The sequence below is a fragment of the Cellulosimicrobium sp. MI9406 genome (assembly GCF_040595865.1).
Lineage (GTDB): Bacteria > Actinomycetota > Actinomycetes > Actinomycetales > Cellulomonadaceae > Cellulosimicrobium > Cellulosimicrobium funkei.
In genome coordinates this window covers 1-16,238 of the sequence record NZ_JALIZI010000011.1, presented here as the reverse complement: position 1 = coordinate 16,238, position 16,238 = coordinate 1, and the positions used below count along the sequence as shown (strand labels likewise).

Genomic DNA, 16,238 nt, shown 5'->3' with positions numbered 1-16,238 from the left:
TGGAGGTGACGTCGTCGTCAGGGGGAAGGTCAGGAGCCGTCGCGGCCGGACAGGCGCTCGACGCCGCGGAACAGGCCGGAGTGGTCGAGGCCGCCGTCGCCGTTCGCGCGGGCGGAGGCCATGAGCTGGGCGACGAGGCCGCCGAGCGGCGCGACGACGCCCGCCTCGCGGGCCGCGGCGGTGACGATGCCGAGGTCCTTGTGGTGGAGCTCGATCCGGAAGCCGGGGCCGAAGTCGCGGTCGAGCATCTTGCGCGCCTTCTGGTTCAGCACCGCCGAGCCCGCGAGGCCGCCGCCCAGGACCTCGATCGCGGCCTCGGTGTCGACGCCGTAGGCCTCGAGGAAGACGACCGCCTCGGCGAGCGCCTGGATGTTCGCGGCGACGACGAGCTGGTTCGCGGCCTTGACCGTCTGGCCGGAGCCGTTCGGGCCCACGTGCACGACCGTCTTGCCCACGACGTCGAGGAACGGCTTGGCTGCCTCGAAGTCCTCGGGCGTGCCGCCGACCATGATCGAGAGCGCGGCGTTGATCGCGCCCGGCTCGCCGCCCGAGACGGGGGCGTCGACGATCCGCAGGCCCGCGTCCTTCGCCTGCTGCGCGAGCGCGACCGTGACGTCCGGGCGGATCGAGGAGAAGTCGACGACGAGCGCGCCGGGCTTCGCGTTCGCGAGGACGCCGTCGTCGCCGGTGAGCACCGCCTCCACGTCGGGCGAGTCCGGGACCATGATCGCGACGACGTCGGCGCCCGAGACCGCGTCGGCGACCGACGCGGCCGCGCGACCGCCCGCCTCGACGAGCGGCGCGGTCTTCTCGGGGCTGCGGTTGTAGCCCGCGACGTCGTGCCCGGCGTTCTGCAGGTGGACGGCCATGGGGCTGCCCATGATGCCGAGTCCGATGAAGGCGATGGAGGCCATGGTGTGCTCCTCTGGGTGGTTCAGGTCGGGGGTCGGGGCGGCCGACGGACGGCCGGGGGTCGCGTCAGCGCTCGGCGGCAGGGAGCCACGCGAACGGGTCGGCGGCCGCGGTCTTGTACTCGAGGCCGATCCAGCCGTCGTAGCCGCCGGCGCGCAGGTCCTTCGTCCAGCGCTCGATCGGCAGGTCGCCCGTGCCGGGCTCGCCCCGACCGGGCGCGTCCGCGACCTGCACGTGCGCGATGCGGCCGCGGTAGGTCGACAGGGCCGCGTCGACGTCGTCGCCGTTCACGGCCAGGTGGTAGACGTCGAACAGGAGACCCAGGTTCGTCTCGCCGTGGTCGGCGGCGACCCGGTCGATGACGCGCACGGCGTCGGCCGCGGTCTTCAGCGGGTAGGCCGGCGCACCGCTCACGGGCTCGACGAGCACCGTGCCGCCGATGCGCCCGACGGCCCGCGCCGCGAGCGCGAGGTTCTCGGCGCCGAGCTCGTCCTGCGCCTCGGGCGTCGCGCCCTCCTGGCGGTTGCCGTAGAGCGCGTTGAACGCACGGCAGCCGGTGCGCTCCCCGATCGCGGTGACGACGTCGAGGTTCGCGCGCAGGTCGGCCGAGCGCGCGGGCCACGACACGAGGCCGCGGTCGCCGCCGGGCATGTTCCCGGCGTCGAAGTTCAGGCCCGTGAGCTGCACGCCCGCCGTCTCGATCGCGCCGACGAACGCGTCGACCTCGTCGCGTGCGGGCGTGGGCGACGCGAACGGCCACCAGAACTCGACGCCCCGGAACCCCGCCGCCGCGGCGGCGGCCGGCCGCTCGAGCAGCGGCAGGTCCGTGAGCAGGATCGAGCAGTTGACGGTGTACGTCGGTGCGGGGCTCATCGTCGTCTCCCTGGGTCCGTCCGCGTCTCGCTGCGTTGCGATTCCATCTTGCGGAACTTTTCTTCTGCTGTATGGAAGTGTAGGCACGCGCGTCGCCGGGCGTCAACAGCGACATCGCCGTCGACCCGGAGCGCACGGACGACGAAGGGCCCGGTCCCTCCAGGGGGACCGGGCCCTTCGCGCGACGTCGCCGACGGTCGTCAGCGCCGACGGTCGAGCTTGACCTGCCGGTTCACGTCCTTGTAGAGCAGGTAGCGGAACGGCTTGGGGCCGCCCGCGTAGCAGGCCTGCGGGCAGAACGCCCGGAGCCACATGAAGTCGCCCTCCTGCACCTCGACCCAGTCGCCGTTGAGGCGGTAGACCGCCTTGCCCTCGAGCACGTAGAGGCCGTGCTCCATGATGTGCGTCTCCGCGAACGGGATGGACCCGCCGGGCTGGAACGTCACGATGTTGACGTGCATGTCGTGCGCGAGGTCGTCGGGGTCGACGAACCGCGTCGTCACCCACACGCCGTCCGTGTCCGGCATCGCACGCGGCTCGACGTCCTGCTCGCGCGTGACGAACGACGTCGCGGTGTGGCCCGGGATCGGCTCGTACACCTTGCGGATCCACTGGAACGCCGCCTTCGCGTCCGAGCGGTTGTGCAGCGCCCACCGCTCCCCCGCCGCCAGGTACGCGTACCCGCCCGGCTCGAGCACGTGCTCGACCCCGGCGAGCGTGAGCACGAGCGTGCCCTCGGTGACGAAGACGACGGACTGCACGGTCTCCTCGTCCTCGCCCTGGTCCGACCCGCCGCCGGGCGAGACCTCCATGACGTACTGCGCGAACGTCGTCGCGAAGCCCTCGATCGGCCGGGCGAGCACCCACAGCCGGGTCTTGTCCCAGCCGGGCAGGTTGCTCGTGACGATGTCGCGCAGCACGCCGCGCGGGATCACCGTGTACGCCTCGGTGACGATCGCGCGGTCGGTGAGCAGCTCGGTCTGGCCGGGCAGGCCACCCTGCGGGGTGTAGTAGGAGGTGGTCTGGGTCATGGGGTCACTCCTCGGAGGTCGTGGCCGTGCCGGTGGCGGTACCACGGCGGACGGCGGGAAGGATGGGAGGGCGGGCGCTCAGCCCGCGACCGGCTGCGGCGCGCGCCCGGAGACGCGGACCGCGTCGAGCCCGGCGCGGTCGAGGCCGGTCGCGGTGCGGACCTCGGTCTCGGTGAGCGCGCCGCAGTCGACGCCGCGTCCGAGGAACCAGGCCATCGCCTTGGCGGTCGCCGGCTCGTCGAGGACGCCCCCGGCGTCGGGCACGAACCCGACGTACGCCGCGAGGCGCGCGAGCGCCGACGCCGCGCCCTCGCGGTAGAAGGCGTACGTCGCGGCGAACCGGCTCGGGAGCTGCGCGGGGTGCAGGTCCCAGCCCTGGTAGTACCCGCGCTCGAGCGAGCGGCGCACGAGCCGCCCGTGCAGTCGCCACGCGGCGTCGACGGCCTGGGGGTCACCGACGGGCAGGACGTTCGTCGACCCGTCCGACAGGCGCACGCCCGTGCCCGCGACGGCGAGCTGCATGACCGACTTCGCGTGGTCGGCCGCGGGGTGCTCCATCGACTGGTACGCCGCCGCGATGCCGAGCGACGCCGAGTAGTCGTACGTGCCGTAGTGCAGCGCCGTCACACGACCCGGCGCGGCGTGCACCAGGCGGGCGACCGTCGCCGTGCCGTCGGCCGCGAGCAGCGCCTGCGGCGTCTCGACCTGGACCTCGAACCGCAGGGTGCCCGGTTCGAGGCCGTTCGCCTCCTCGACGTGCTCGCACGCGCGCGCCATCGCCTCGACCTGCTGCGGCGCGGTGACCTTGGCGAGCGTCACGACGAACCCGTCCGGCAGGGCGCGGGCCTCGCCGGCCGCGGCGCGACCCGCGACGAGCTCCGCGACGAACAGCGCGAGGGTGCGCACGCCGCGTCGGCGCGTCGCCTCCTCGAGGCACTTGATGCGGATGCCCGCGAACGGCGTCGCCGTGCCCCGCGCCTCGGCCCGGACGAGCTCGCGCGCCGCCGCGATCACCGCGGCGTCCTCCGCCGCGTCGCCGCGGTCGCCGAACCCGTCCTCGAAGTCGATCCGGAGGTCCTCGATCGCCTCGACCGCGAGCTTCGCGCTCACGCGCTCCGCGACGGCGTCCGCGAGGTCGCCCCCGGCCCCCTCCCCGACGCCCAGCAGGTCCACGAGCCGGCGGACGCCGCCTGCGCCGTCGACCGCCTCGCGCGCCCGGGCCGCCCACTCCGGTGCGAGGCCGGCCGTGTACCGGTCGCCCGGCACGTAGACGGTGTGCACGGGCTGGCGCGAGCCGTCGTCGCCCGGGTAGCGGGCCGCGAGCTCCGCGTCCCAGGGCGCGAGCAGACCGTCGAGCGACGCGTGCAGCGCCGCGACGCCGTCCTCGCTGAAGCCGCGGACCGAGCCCGCCTCGGGACCGGCCGGCATCAGGACGCGTCCTGCTCGTGCGCGACGACGTCCTCGTACGCGGGCAGCGTGAGGAAGTCGACGTAGTGCTCGTTGAGCGCGATGTCCTCGACGAGCGCCGCCGCCCGGTCGTACGGCCCGGCGTCGTAGGCCTCGTGCCCGACGTCGTCCCGCAGCCGCGCGGTCTCCTCGCGCAGGAGCGTGCGGACCAGGTCGGCGGTGACGGTCGTGCCCGCGCTCTCGCCCGCGGTGAACGACGCGCCCGAGCGCACCCACTGCCACACCTGCGAGCGCGAGATCTCCGCGGTCGCGGCGTCCTCCATGAGGTTGTGGATCGCGACCGCGCCGTTGCCCGCGAGCCACGCCGCGACGTACGCGACGGACACGTAGAGGTTGTTGCGCAGCCCGGCCTCGGTGACGTCGCCCTGCGCGGACGCCACGTCGAGGAGCTGGTCGGCGGTGACGTGGACGTCGGGGCGCTGCCGGTCGAGCTGGTTGGGTCGCTCGCCGAGCACCCCGTCGAACACCTCGCGGCACACCGGCACGAGGTCCGGGTGCGCGACCCACGACCCGTCGAAGCCGTCGCCGGCCTCGCGCTGCTTGTCGGCGCGCACCTTCTCGAACGCCTGGGCGGTGACCTCGGGCTCGCGGCGGTTCGGGATGACGGCCGCCATGCCGCCCATCGCGAACGCGCCGCGCCGGTGGCACGTCTGCACCAGCAGCTCGGTGTACGCGCGCATGAACGGCGCGGTCATCGTGATGGACCCGCGGTCGGGCAGCGTGAACGACGGCCCGGAGTCGCGGAAGTACTTGATCACGGAGAACAGGTAGTCCCAGCGGCCCGCGTTGAGCCCGGACGCGTGGTCGCGCAGCTCGTAGAGGATCTCGTCCATCTCGAACGCGGCCGGGATCGTCTCGATGAGGACCGTCGCCCGGATCGTCCCGTGCGGGATGCCGAGCGCCTGCTCCGCGTGCGTGAAGACCTCGTCCCACAGGCGCGCCTCGAGGTGGGACTCCATCTTCGGCAGGTAGTAGTACGGCCCGGAGCCGCGCGCGACGAGCTCCGCGGCGTTGTGGAAGAAGTGCAGCCCGAAGTCGACGAGCGCGCCCACGGCGGGCGTCCCGTCCACGGTGAGGTGCACCTCGTCGAAGTGCCACCCACGGGGCCGCACGACCATGACGGCGAGCGGGTCGCCGTCGGTCTCCGGGCGCAGCGCGTACTGCTTGCCCTCGGGCGACGTGAACGCGAGCGTGCGGCGCGTCGCGTCGTGCAGGGCGACCTGCCCCCCGACGACGTTGCTCCAGTGCGGCGTCGACGCGTCCTCGAGGTCGGCGAGCCAGACCTTCGCGCCCGAGTTGAGGGCGTTGATCGCCATCTTGGGCGTCGGGGGCCCGGTGATCTCGACGCGGCGGTCCCGGAGGTCGGCGGGCGCGCCGGCGACCGTCCAGTCCCCCGCGCGCACGTCGGCGGTCTCGGGCAGGAAGTCGAGGCGACCCGTGCGGGCGACCTGCTCGCGCCGCGCGGCCCGGGCGGCGAGCAGCTCGTCGCGGCGGGCGCCGAACCGGCGCTGCAGGTCGGCGACGAAGTCGAGCGCGTCCGGCGTGAGGATCTCGTCGGACCGCTCGACGGCGGGTCCGTGGACGGTGACGGCCGTGGTGGTGGTCATGGTGGTGTCCTTTCTGCGGGGCGGGCCGGGCTGACGAGGGTGCGTCAGGACCGGGCTGCCGACCCGACGTGGTGGCCCGACGTGCTGCTCTCCTGAGCCTGGCCCGCGCGGTCGCGCTCCGCGACCTCGGCGACGGCGCGCGCGACGGCCGTGGAGACGGCCGGCTCGAAGACGCTCGGGACGATGTAGCTCGCGCTGAGCTCCTCGGGCGCGACCGCGTCGGCGATCGCGACGGCCGCGGCGCGCAGCATCTCGTCGGTGATCTCGCTCGCGCCGACGTCCAGCAGGCCTCGGAAGAGGCCCGGGAAGGCGAGCACGTTGTTGATCTGGTTCGGGTAGTCGCTCCGGCCCGTGGCGACGACCGTCGCGTGCTGCGCCGCGGCGATCGGGTCGACCTCCGGCGTGGGGTTCGCCAGCGCGAAGACGATCGCGTCGTCGGCCATGGTGGCCACGTCGTCGCCCGTGAGGATGTTCGGCCCCGAGACGCCGATGAAGACGTCGGCACCGGCCAGGCCCTCGCGCAGCGTGCCCGTGAAACCCTCGGGGTTGGTCGTCTCCGCCAGGCGGCGGCGGTGCTCGTCGGTGAGGCTCGCGCCGGGGTGGATCGCGCCCTGGCGGTCGAACGCGACGATGTTGCCCGCGCCCTGGCCCTGGAGCAGCGCGATGATCGCGTTGCCCGCCGCGCCGACGCCGGAGACGACGATGCGCACGTCCTCGATGGCCTTGCCCACCACGCGCAGCGCGTTCGTCAGCGCCGCGAGCACGACGATCGCCGTGCCGTGCTGGTCGTCGTGGAACACGGGGATGTCGAGCTCCTCGCGCAGGCGGCGCTCGATCTCGAAGCAGCGGGGCGCGGAGATGTCCTCGAGGTTGATCCCGCCGTACACGGGCGCGATGGCCTTCACCGTGCGGATGATCTCCTCGGTGTCGGTCGTGTCGAGGCACACCGGCCAGGCGTCGACGCCCGCGAACTGCTTGAACAGCGCGGCCTTGCCCTCCATGACGGGGAGGGCCGCGGCGGGACCGATGTCGCCCAGGCCGAGGACGGCGGTGCCGTCGGTCACGACCGCGACCGTGTTGCGCTTGACCGTCAGACGGCGCGCGTCCTCGGGCCGCTCCGCGATGGCGAGGCACACGCGCGCCACGCCCGGCGTGTAGGCACGGGCCAGGTCGGCGCGGTGGCGCAGCGGCACCTTGGGGTTGACCTCGAGCTTGCCGCCGAGGTGCATGAGGAACGTCGCGTCGCTCACGTGCCGCACGGTGAGGCCGTCGAGCGCGCTCAGCGCGTCCCGGATCTGCTCCACGTGCGCGGCGTCGACGGTGTCGGCCGTGATGTCGACGACGAGGCGGTCGGCGCCCGACTCCGAGACGTCGACGCCCGTGATCGCGGCACCCGTCGCGCTCACGGCCGCGACGAGGTCGCTCGCCGTGCGGTGACCGCTGGGGGCCTCGACGCGCAGCGTGATGGAGTAGCTCGGGCTGGTCGCGGCGTTCTTCGCCGTCGCGGCCTGCGTCTCCGGGGCCTTCGTCTCGGACGTCATGTTCGTTCCTTCTTCTCGTATGCTGATGCGTGTCTTCCGTGATGCGGAAGGGAGTGCGGGAGGTTCCCGCACTGCTCAGGCGAGGTGCGCCCGCCGTCGGGCGGCACCTGGTGGACAGGAGATGGTGAGATGGCCGAGACACCGGCGGCGACGGAGCCGACGGAGACCGCGCCGGGCACGCGGACGACGAAGCCGGCCGGGGGCGTGCAGTCCGTGGACCGCGCGATCGAGCTGCTCGAGCTGCTCGCCGACTTCGGCGGGGAGTCCGGCCTGAGCGAGCTCGCGCAGCACGCGGGGCTCCCCCTGCCCACGATCCACCGCCTGCTGCGCACGCTGCTCGCCCAGGGCTACGTGCGCCAGACGCCGTCGCGGCGGTACACCCTCGGCCCGCGCCTCATCCGGCTCGGCGAGTCGGCGGGCCGCCAGCTCGGCGCCGGTGCGCGCCCCTACCTGGAGCGCCTCGCCCACGACCTCGGCGAGTCGGCGAACCTCGCGATGATCGACCGCGACATGGCGGTCTATGTCGCCCAGGCGTCGTCGAGCCACTCGATGCGCATGTTCACCGAGGTCGGACGGCGCGTCTACACGCACTGCACGGGCGTCGGCAAGGCGGTCCTCGCCCAGCTCCCCGACCAGACGGTGCGCGAGATCATGGGCCGCGTCGGCATGCCCCCCGCGACGGACCAGTCGATCACCGACGTCGACGCGCTCCTCGCGGAGCTCGCCGCGACCCGCGAGCGCGGGTACGCGATCGACGACGGCGAGCAGGAGCTCGGCGTGCGCTGCTTCGCCGTCGCGGTGCCCGACGCCCCGACCCCCACCGCGCTGTCCGTCTCCGGGCCCGCGGCCCGCGTGACGTACGAGTTCGGCGAGCACGCGGTCCCGGTGCTGCACCGCGTCGCGAGCGAGCTCACGCGCGAGCTCATCACCGCGGCGCCCTGAGATGGGCGCGCCCTGCCCGGCCGCGGGGGCTCCGCGGCCGGGCAGGGCGCGTCCGTCCGTCATGTCGGCTCAGCAGAACCCGGTGACGGTCGCCCAGGCGCGCGGCTCGGCCGGGACGTCCTCACGCAGGACGGTCGCCTCGATGAGACCGTACGGGCGGTCGGCCGCGTAGAAGACCTCGTTCGGGTTGTCGAGGCCGAACGGCGCCAGGTCCACGAGGAAGTGGTGCTTGTTCGGCATCGAGAACTTGATCTCCGCGATCTCCGGGACGGCCTCCAGGACGGCCTTGCCCATCGCGAAGAGCGTCTGCTGGAGCGCGAGCGAGTGCGTCGTCGCGAACGCCTCGAGCTGGATCGCGCGGACCTTCGCGTACACCGCGTCGAAGTCGACGTCGGTGGTCGTGTAGCGCCAGCGCGAGGTGACCGACGTCGCGAGGATGCGGTCGTCCGTCTCGACGAGCGTCGTGTAGCGGTCGCGGGGGAACCCGTGGAACTCCGAGCCCGTCGACTTGAGGACGACGAGGTCCGTGAGGCCCGAGACGACGAAGACCTCGTCGCCGTCGCGCTGCACGACCGTGGTGCGCGTCTCCTGGTTGTTGCGGACGAACGCGTGGTCGTGCTCGCCGTCCGAGGTCTCGATCCGGTTCCAGGAGTACTGCTCGATCTCCCAGCGCCCGCCCTCGATCCACTCGAAGTCCTCGACGAAGTGCTGCCCGAGTCGGATCGCGAAGTCCTCGATCGCGCCGACGCCGTCACGGGCGAACGCGTAGATCGTGTTCTTCTGCGTGTCCGTCGCGACGCACCGGGAGTTGTCCCCCTCGCGGTGCGTGGCCTCCTGCCCGCCCCTCAGCTGTGAGGAGACGTTGACGTCCGTGATCTCGTGGCGGGGCGTGGAGCGGTCGACGCGCACGAGGCGCACCTCCGCCTTGCCCCACTGGTTGTTGCCCAGGACGATGGCCCCGCTGCTCTGCGTGGCCGCCGACTGCTCGGCAGTCGTGGTGGTGCTCATGTCAGCTCCCTCGATAGGTCGAGTAGGCGAACGGGCTGAGCAGGACGGGGACGTGGTAGTGCTGCTCAGCGCTCGCCACCCGGAAGACGATGACGACCTCCGGGTAGAAGGACACGGTGTCTCGCCGGTCGAAGTACTCGGCCGTGTCGAACACGAGCCGGTACGTACCGGGGACGAGGGTCTCGGGCCCGAGCTGGGGCACGCGACCGTCGTCGTTCGTGCGGGAGGACGCCACCAGGGACCAGCCCTGCCCCGTCGTCCCCTCCGCGATCTCCGGAGCCGCCTCCAGGCGGACGGTGATCCCCTCGGCGGGCCTACCGCTGGCCGCGTCGAGTACGTGCGTGGTGATGTGGCTGGCGTGGGTGCTCATGCCGTCAGCATTCCCTTCAGCCGCAGCGCGGCGATCTCGCGCAGGTTGCGGGCGGCGTTCGCCCGCTCGGTCTCGGCGTCGTTGCCCAGCCGCTCGGTGAGCTGCTCGAGGATCTCCTCGGCGCTGCGCCCGGCGGCCCGGACGAGGAACACGTGGCCGAACCGCTGCTCGTACGCGCGGTTCCCCTCGGCGAGCCGGCGCGTCACGTCGTCGTCGGAGGTGTCGACGCCGGCCTGCTCGGAGCGCGACATGCTCGCGTCCGCGGCCTCCCCCTCGGCACGCTCGCCGATCCGGGGGTGGCGCGCCAGCGCGGAGTCGACCTCGTCGTCCGTCCACGGGTCGGCGGCGGTGAGCGCCGCCTCGGCGGCGTCCTCCACGGTCGCGTACGGGCGCCCGGCCGCGACCTCCTCGGCCCAGCGGTCCACGTGGGCGCACGCGAGGAGCGCGTCCCGCGCCTCGTCCGGCGACCACCGGTTGAACTCGTCCAGCGTCATCGCTGCGTTCCCTCTCGACGACCGGGCCGGGCGGCACACCGCCCGACCTTCGGAGTGGATTCCACATCTCGGAAGTTTGTTTCCGTCTTATGAATGTACGTCGTGGGTCGGGTGATGTCAACCACGGTGCGTCCCGGCCACGCGTCGGTAATCCCGTCGTCCGCCGCGAGCCGGAGCCGCTACGTTCCTGCCCCATGATCGACGACCTCTGGACCGGCCCGCGCTGGGAGCGGCGGCTGCGCACCGCCGGCGTGCACGCGCTCGTCGTCGTGCACGCGGGGACCACCGAGCGCACGTGGTTCCGCCGGCACGACGGAGCGGACCGCCTCGCCAAGCTGAACTCGGTGACGAAGAGCGTCACCGGCATCCTCGCGGGCCTCGTCGACGTCGACCTGTCGTCCTCGGCGCTTGCGCACCTGCCGCACGTGCCGGTCGACGACGAGCGCAAGCGCGCCATCACCGTCGAGCACCTGCTGGGGATGACGTCGGGGCTCGAGTGGCCGGAGTTCGGCGCCTGGCGGGGCTCGGCCCCGCCGCTCACGGCGAGCAAGGACCTGCTGCGCGCCGTCGTGGAGCGGCCGCTGGTCGACGAGCCCGGACGCACGATGTGGTACTCCACGGGGTCCTCGCACCTGCTCGGTGCGGTGCTCCACCGGCGCACGGGTCGCAGCGTCGAGCAGCTGGCGGAGGAGCACCTCTTCCGCCCGTCGGGCATCCGCCGCTGGCGCTTCTACGCGGACCGGAACGGCTACAGCCACGCGGGCAACGGGCTGTGCCTCCTCCCGACCGACCTCGCGCGCCTCGGGACCGCCGTGCTGCGCGAGGAGGTCGCGCCGCTCGACTGGCTGCGCGAGTGCTGGCGCCCCCGCACCCGGACCTACCCCTGGATCGGCGCGTACGGCTGGCACTGGTGGGCCGACCCGGACCTCGGCATGGTCTTCGCCCTCGGCCTGGGCGGCCAGCTCCTGGCGCTCTTCCCCGACCAGGAGCTCGTGGTCGTCATGACCGGTGGCACGTCCTTCGAGGGCACGCTGGACGGCGTGGAGCTGCTGCGCCAGGCGTACCGCGCCTGACGGGCACGTCCGCGCGGCGAGGAGCTGGTGCAGGACGGGACGACGAAGGGCCCGGCAGCGGATGCTGCCGGGCCCTTCGTGCGGTCGTGCCCGCGGACGGCTCAGGACGCGCCGAGGCCCGCCCGGAACTCGTCCTCGAGGATGCTCATGACCGTCGCGTCCGCCCACCCGTCGCCGTCGCGGTAGACGTCGCGCAGTCGCCCCTCCTCGCGGAAGCCCAACGACTCGTAGAGCATCCGGGCGCGGGGGTTGATGCTCAGCACGTCGAGGCTCACGCGGTGCAGGCGCGGTCCCTCGTGCCGGACGCCGTCCACGTCCGTCGACCCGTCGAACGCGAACCGCAGCACCTCGAAGATGGCCTCGCGACCGTAGCCGCGCCCGCGGTAGTTCGGGAGCAGCGCGAGCCGCAGGTTCGCCGAGCGCGCGTGCTCGTCGAGGTCGTTGAGCACGATCTCGCCGATCAGCTCGTCGCTCACCGGCTGCCCGTCACGCACCGCGCCCGGCGTGATGGCCCAGTCGTACCGGCCGTCCCGGTCGCTGACGGTCGCCACCCACTCGTCGATCTGGTCGCGCGTGAAGGTCGCCGTCGTCCCCGTGAGCCGGTTGGCCTCCGGGTCCTGCAGCGACTCCCACATGCGGTCCGCGTCCCGCGCCTCGATCGGGCGCAGACGCACCATCTCCCCCAGGACGACCGGTCCGCGCGTCACGGCGGTCAGCCGATCCGCTCGAGGACGAGCTCGCGCACGCGGCCCGCGTCCGCCTGGCCGCGCGTCGCCTTCATCACGGCGCCGATGATCGCGCCGACGGGCCCGAGGTTCCCGCCCCGGACCTTCTCCACGATGTCCGGCTGCGCGGCGAGCGCCTCGTCGATCGCGGCGAGCAGCGCACCGTCGTCGGAGACGACCTCGAGGCCCCGGGCGGTGACGACCGCCTCCGGGTCCCCCTCGCCGGCGAGCACGCCGTCGAGCACCTGGCGCGCGAGCTTGTCGTTGATGCGGCCCGCGTCGACGAGACCCTGCAGCGCGGCGATCTGCGCGGGCGTGACGGGCAGCGCCTCGAGCGCCACCTCGTCCTGCTTGGCGCGGCGCGCGAGCTCGCCCATCCACCACTTACGCGCTCCGGCCGGGCTGGTGCCCGCCGCGACGGTGGCCTCGATGAGGTCGAGCGCGCCCGCGTTGACGACGTCGCGCATCTCGGCGTCGGCGTAGCCCCACTCGCCCTGGAGCCGACGGCGGCGCGCGACCGGGAGCTCGGGGAGCCCGGCACGGATCTCCTCGATCCACTCGCGCGGCGGCGCGATCGGGACGAGGTCGGGCTCCGGGAAGTACCGGTAGTCCTCGGCGTCCGACTTCACGCGGCCCGACGTCGTGATGCCCGTGTCCTCGTGCCAGTGCCGGGTCTCCTGGACCACAGTGCCGCCCGCGTCGAGCACGGCGGCCTGGCGCGAGACCTCGTAGCGCACGGCCCGCTCGACGGAGCGGAACGAGTTGACGTTCTTCGTCTCGGTGCGCGTGCCGAGCGGCGACTCGGGTGTCGGGCGCAGCGAGAGGTTCACGTCGGCGCGGACGTTGCCGCGCTCCATGCGCGCCTCGGACACGTCGAGCGCCCGGAAGATGTCGCGCAGCGTCTGCACGTACGCGCGCGCGACCTCGGGGGCGCGGTCGCCCGCGCCCGTGATCGGCCGCGTGACGATCTCGACGAGCGGGATGCCGGCGCGGTTGTAGTCGACGAGCGAGTACTCGGCACCGTGGATGCGACCGGTCGCCCCACCCACGTGGGTGTTCTTGCCGGCGTCCTCCTCCATGTGCGCGCGCTCGATCTCGACGCGGAACACGGTCCCGTCCTCGAGCTCGACGTCGATCCACCCGTCGTAGGCGATGGGCTCGTCGTACTGGGACGTCTGGAAGTTCTTCGGGACGTCCGGGTAGAAGTAGTTCTTGCGCGCGAACCGGCACGTCTCGGCGATCTGGCAGTTGAGCGCGAGGCCGATGCGGATCGCGTACTCGACGGCCTTGCCGTTGACGACCGGCAGGGCGCCCGGGAGCCCGAGCGAGACCGGGGTCACCTGGGTGTTCGGCTCGGCGCCGAAGCTCACCTCGGCCGGGCAGAACATCTTGGTCAGCGTGCCGAGCTCGACGTGCACCTCGATCCCGATGACGGGGTCGTAGCGGCGCGTGGCGTCGGCGTAGTCGACGAGGTCGACGGTCGTGGCGGTCATCCGACCTGGCCCTCCTGTGCGTTCGTGGCCGTGGGCAGCGCGGGCGCGCGGTCGAGCAGCGGTCCGCCCCACGAGCCGACCAGGGCGGCCTCGAGCGCGGCGCCCACCCGGTACATGCGGTCGTCGGCCTTGGCCGGCGCGAGGATCTGGAACCCGACGGGCAGGCCGTCGTCCGACAAACCCGAGGGCACCGACATCCCGGGGACCCCCGCGAGGTTGGCGGGGATCGTCGCGACGTCGTTGAGGTACATGGCGAGCGGGTCGTCGAGCTTCTCGCCGAACCGGAACGCCGTGGTCGGCGCCGTCGGCGAGACCAGGACGTCCGCCTGCTCGAAGGCGGCGGCGAAGTCCCGCTGGATGAGCGTGCGGACCTTCTGCGCGCTGCCGTAGTAGGCGTCGTAGTAGCCGGCCGAGAGCGCGTAGGTGCCGAGGATGATGCGGCGCTTCACCTCGTCGCCGAAGCCGGCGCCGCGCGTGGCGGCCATGACGCGCTCCGCGGTCACAGGGCCCTCCTCGGGCTCCACGCGCAGGCCGAAGCGCATGCCGTCGAACTTCGCGAGGTTGCTCGACGCCTCCGACGGCATGATCAGGTAGTACGCGCCGAGCGCGTACTCGAAGTGCGGGCAGGAGACCTCGACGATCTCGGCGCCGAGCCCGCGCAGGAGGTCGAGCGACTGCGCGAAGCGCGCGCTCACGCCCTCCTGGTAGCCCTCGCCCGTGAGCTCCTTGACCACGCCGACGCGCAGGCCCGAGAGGTCGCCCGTGGCGCCCTGGACCGCGGCGTCGACGAGCGCCGGCCCGCGGCCGGGGATCGACGTGGAGTCGCGCGGGTCGTAGCCGCCGATGAGCTCGTGCAGCAGCGCGGCGTCGAGCACGGTGCGCGTGACGGGGCCCGCCTGGTCGAGCGAGGACGCCATCGCGATGAGCCCGTACCGGGAGACGCCGCCGTACGTCGGCTTGACGCCGACGGTGCCGGTGACGGCCCCGGGCTGACGGATCGAGCCGCCCGTGTCCGTGCCGATCGCGAGCGGGGCCTCGAACGCCGCCACCGCCGCGGCGGAGCCGCCGCCCGACCCGCCGGGGATCCGGTCGAGGTCCCACGGGTTGCGGGTGTTGCCGTACGCGGAGTGCTCGGTCGACGAGCCCATGGCGAACTCGTCCATGTTCGTCTTGCCGAGGATCGGCAGCCCGGCGGCGCGGATCTTCTCGACGAGCGTCGCGTCGTACGGCGGCACCCAGCCCTCGAGGATCTTGGAGCCGGCCGTCGTCGGCATGCTCTTCGTCACGACGACGTCCTTGACCGCGATCGGCACACCGGCGAGCCGGTGCACCGGCTCGCCGGCGACGCGGCGGTCGTCGACCGAGCGGGCCGTCGCCAGCGCATCGTCGGTGTTGACGTGGAGGAACGCGTTGACCGCGCCCTCGACCGCGCCGATCCGGTCGAGGTGCGCCTGGGTGGCCTCGACGCTCGAGAAGTCGCGCGCCTCGAGCCCTTCGGCGAGCTCGGCCGCGGAGAGCCGTGTCAGGTCCGTCATCTCACTCCTCCCCGAGGATCTGCGGTACGGAGAACCGGCCGTCCTCCGCCGCGGGCGCGGCCGCGAGGACGTCCTCGACGGGCAGCGGCGGCTCGGGGATGTCGTCACGGAAGACGTTCGACATCGGGATCGGGTGGCTCGTCGCGGGGACGTCGGGCGTCGCGACCTCGCTGACCTTGGCGATGGCGTCGACGATCACGTCGAGCTCGCCGGAGAGCCGGTCCAGCTCCTCGGGTCGCAGATCGATGCGGGCCAGCGCGGCGACGCGCGCGACCTCGTCACGGGAGATGGTGGACATGACAGCCATTCTAGTGGGGACCGACGTCGTGCCCACCGCGTCGCCGGCCTCCCGGCACACGGATGTGACCGAGACCGTGCGGCCGAAGAGCGAGCATGCCCGCGCGAGCTGGACGGTCTGGGGACGGGCCGACCAGGCGCTGCTGACAGGACGAACAGGCAACCATGGCTCTCCTGGCTCCCCAGATGAGCCGAAACCGCCCGCTCGGCATGACGTCACCACCGCGAGGGCGGTCACGAAGGCGACCAGGACAGCGAGCCCCCAACCTGCGTCGCAGCAGTGCGGAAGGTGGTGGGCAACAACGCGCGGCGACCGGACGTGGCAGCCGAGCTTCGCTCGTGAAGCCGACACCACGGGGCACCCGGGTGAGCGGTGGTCAGGCGACCCGAAAGCCAGCCGCGCGGGCCGGAGCAAGACGGGACCGCGCCAGCAACAGACGACACCGCGCGCGGACGCCGGGCGAGCCACGACAAGGTGAGACAAGCCGGGCGGGGTGGGTGCTGGTGCCGCCTCGTGGCGGGCCTGGTGGGATCCGCGAGGAACGAGCGGCGGATGGTAGACGCGGCACCACCAACCACCTCGACGGTCCAGGCCGGCCGCGCGCCGTCGAGCACGAGAACCACGGCTCTACCTCGCCCGGCAGCCGTTCTACCTCGCGACCACGGTTCTGCTTCTCGCGACCGCGGTCCTGTCTGGCGAACCGCAGGCCTGTCTCGGCCGGCCGAGAGCTCAGCACTACGGGTGCGGATATGCCGAAGGCCCACCCCGTGTGGGGTGGGCCTTCGGTGAAGGGTTGTCCGGCGGCGTCCTACTCTCCCACCCCGTCTCCAGGGCAGTACCATCGGCGCTGAAGGGCTTAGCTTCCGGGT

Annotated in this window: 15 protein-coding genes; 2 read left to right on the top strand and 13 right to left on the bottom strand. The window is 73.1% G+C overall.

Annotation, left to right across the window (positions count from 1 at the left end; genetic code table 11):
- Window positions 1-29: 29 nt before the first annotated feature.
- From MT994_RS18220 to MT994_RS18195, 6 genes are all read right to left on the bottom strand, one after another.
- Complete coding sequence (locus MT994_RS18220) at window positions 30-914, bottom strand: 2-hydroxy-3-oxopropionate reductase (protein ID WP_354807397.1); 885 nt, start codon at window positions 912-914, stop codon at window positions 30-32.
- Between the two features lie 64 nt (window positions 915-978).
- A complete protein-coding gene (locus MT994_RS18215; protein WP_021481127.1) occupies window positions 979-1,785 on the bottom strand; it encodes a TIM barrel protein in 807 nt (268 codons plus the stop codon).
- 200 nt (window positions 1,786-1,985) lie between these two features.
- Window positions 1,986-2,816, bottom strand: coding sequence for a bifunctional allantoicase/(S)-ureidoglycine aminohydrolase (locus tag MT994_RS18210; RefSeq protein WP_354807395.1), 831 nt, complete (start codon window positions 2,814-2,816; stop codon window positions 1,986-1,988).
- A gap of 78 nt (window positions 2,817-2,894) precedes the next feature.
- A complete protein-coding gene (locus MT994_RS18205) occupies window positions 2,895-4,244 on the bottom strand; it encodes an aldolase/citrate lyase family protein (RefSeq protein ID WP_354807393.1) in 1,350 nt (449 codons plus the stop codon).
- On the bottom strand, window positions 4,244-5,890 hold the full coding sequence (aceB, locus tag MT994_RS18200) for a malate synthase A (RefSeq protein ID WP_354807391.1): 1,647 nt from the start codon (window positions 5,888-5,890) through the stop codon (window positions 4,244-4,246). The genes MT994_RS18205 and aceB overlap by 1 nt, the downstream gene beginning before the upstream one ends.
- A 44-nt stretch (window positions 5,891-5,934) precedes the next feature.
- Window positions 5,935-7,431 carry an NAD-dependent malic enzyme gene (locus tag MT994_RS18195; protein ID WP_021480427.1) on the bottom strand — a complete coding sequence of 499 codons (1,497 nt, stop codon included), beginning with the start codon at window positions 7,429-7,431 and terminating at the stop codon, window positions 5,935-5,937.
- Between the two features lie 129 nt (window positions 7,432-7,560).
- Here MT994_RS18195 and MT994_RS18190 point away from each other — a divergent pair, with 129 nt between their 5' ends.
- The gene (locus MT994_RS18190; RefSeq protein ID WP_354807390.1) at window positions 7,561-8,373 is read left to right on the top strand and encodes an IclR family transcriptional regulator; all 813 of its coding nucleotides are present in this window, start codon (window positions 7,561-7,563) and stop codon (window positions 8,371-8,373) included.
- A gap of 69 nt (window positions 8,374-8,442) precedes the next feature.
- Here the strand turns inward: MT994_RS18190 and pucL are convergent, their stop codons facing one another.
- The 3 genes from pucL to uraD are packed head-to-tail and all read right to left on the bottom strand — an operon-like array spanning window position 8,443 to window position 10,245.
- A complete protein-coding gene (pucL, locus tag MT994_RS18185; RefSeq protein ID WP_354807388.1) occupies window positions 8,443-9,381 on the bottom strand; it encodes a factor-independent urate hydroxylase in 939 nt (312 codons plus the stop codon).
- 1 nt (window position 9,382) lies between these two features.
- Window positions 9,383-9,751, bottom strand: coding sequence for a hydroxyisourate hydrolase (gene uraH / locus MT994_RS18180; RefSeq protein ID WP_021480424.1), 369 nt, complete (start codon window positions 9,749-9,751; stop codon window positions 9,383-9,385).
- Window positions 9,748-10,245, bottom strand: a complete 498-nt coding sequence (gene uraD / locus MT994_RS18175; protein ID WP_021480423.1) for a 2-oxo-4-hydroxy-4-carboxy-5-ureidoimidazoline decarboxylase — start codon at window positions 10,243-10,245, stop codon at window positions 9,748-9,750. Before uraD ends, uraH begins: the two co-directional genes overlap by 4 nt.
- A gap of 194 nt (window positions 10,246-10,439) precedes the next feature.
- Here uraD and MT994_RS18170 point away from each other — a divergent pair, with 194 nt between their 5' ends.
- Window positions 10,440-11,318, top strand: coding sequence for a serine hydrolase (locus tag MT994_RS18170; protein ID WP_308820959.1), 879 nt, complete (start codon window positions 10,440-10,442; stop codon window positions 11,316-11,318).
- 101 nt (window positions 11,319-11,419) lie between these two features.
- Here MT994_RS18170 and MT994_RS18165 read toward each other — a convergent pair whose 3' ends face one another.
- From MT994_RS18165 to gatC, 4 genes are read right to left on the bottom strand one after another with little or no spacing between them, the layout of a single operon-like run.
- On the bottom strand, window positions 11,420-12,025 hold the full coding sequence (locus MT994_RS18165; protein ID WP_043654210.1) for a GNAT family protein: 606 nt from the start codon (window positions 12,023-12,025) through the stop codon (window positions 11,420-11,422).
- 5 nt (window positions 12,026-12,030) lie between these two features.
- Entirely contained in the window at window positions 12,031-13,536 is a 1,506-nt protein-coding gene (gene gatB / locus MT994_RS18160; RefSeq protein ID WP_061268762.1) for an Asp-tRNA(Asn)/Glu-tRNA(Gln) amidotransferase subunit GatB, read from the bottom strand.
- Window positions 13,533-15,071, bottom strand: coding sequence for an Asp-tRNA(Asn)/Glu-tRNA(Gln) amidotransferase subunit GatA (gene gatA / locus MT994_RS18155; protein ID WP_354807385.1), 1,539 nt, complete (start codon window positions 15,069-15,071; stop codon window positions 13,533-13,535). The genes gatB and gatA overlap by 4 nt, the downstream gene beginning before the upstream one ends.
- Window position 15,072: 1 nt before the next feature.
- The gene (gene gatC, locus MT994_RS18150) at window positions 15,073-15,369 is read right to left on the bottom strand and encodes an Asp-tRNA(Asn)/Glu-tRNA(Gln) amidotransferase subunit GatC (protein WP_034652217.1); all 297 of its coding nucleotides are present in this window, start codon (window positions 15,367-15,369) and stop codon (window positions 15,073-15,075) included.
- Window positions 15,370-16,238 lie beyond the last annotated feature (869 nt).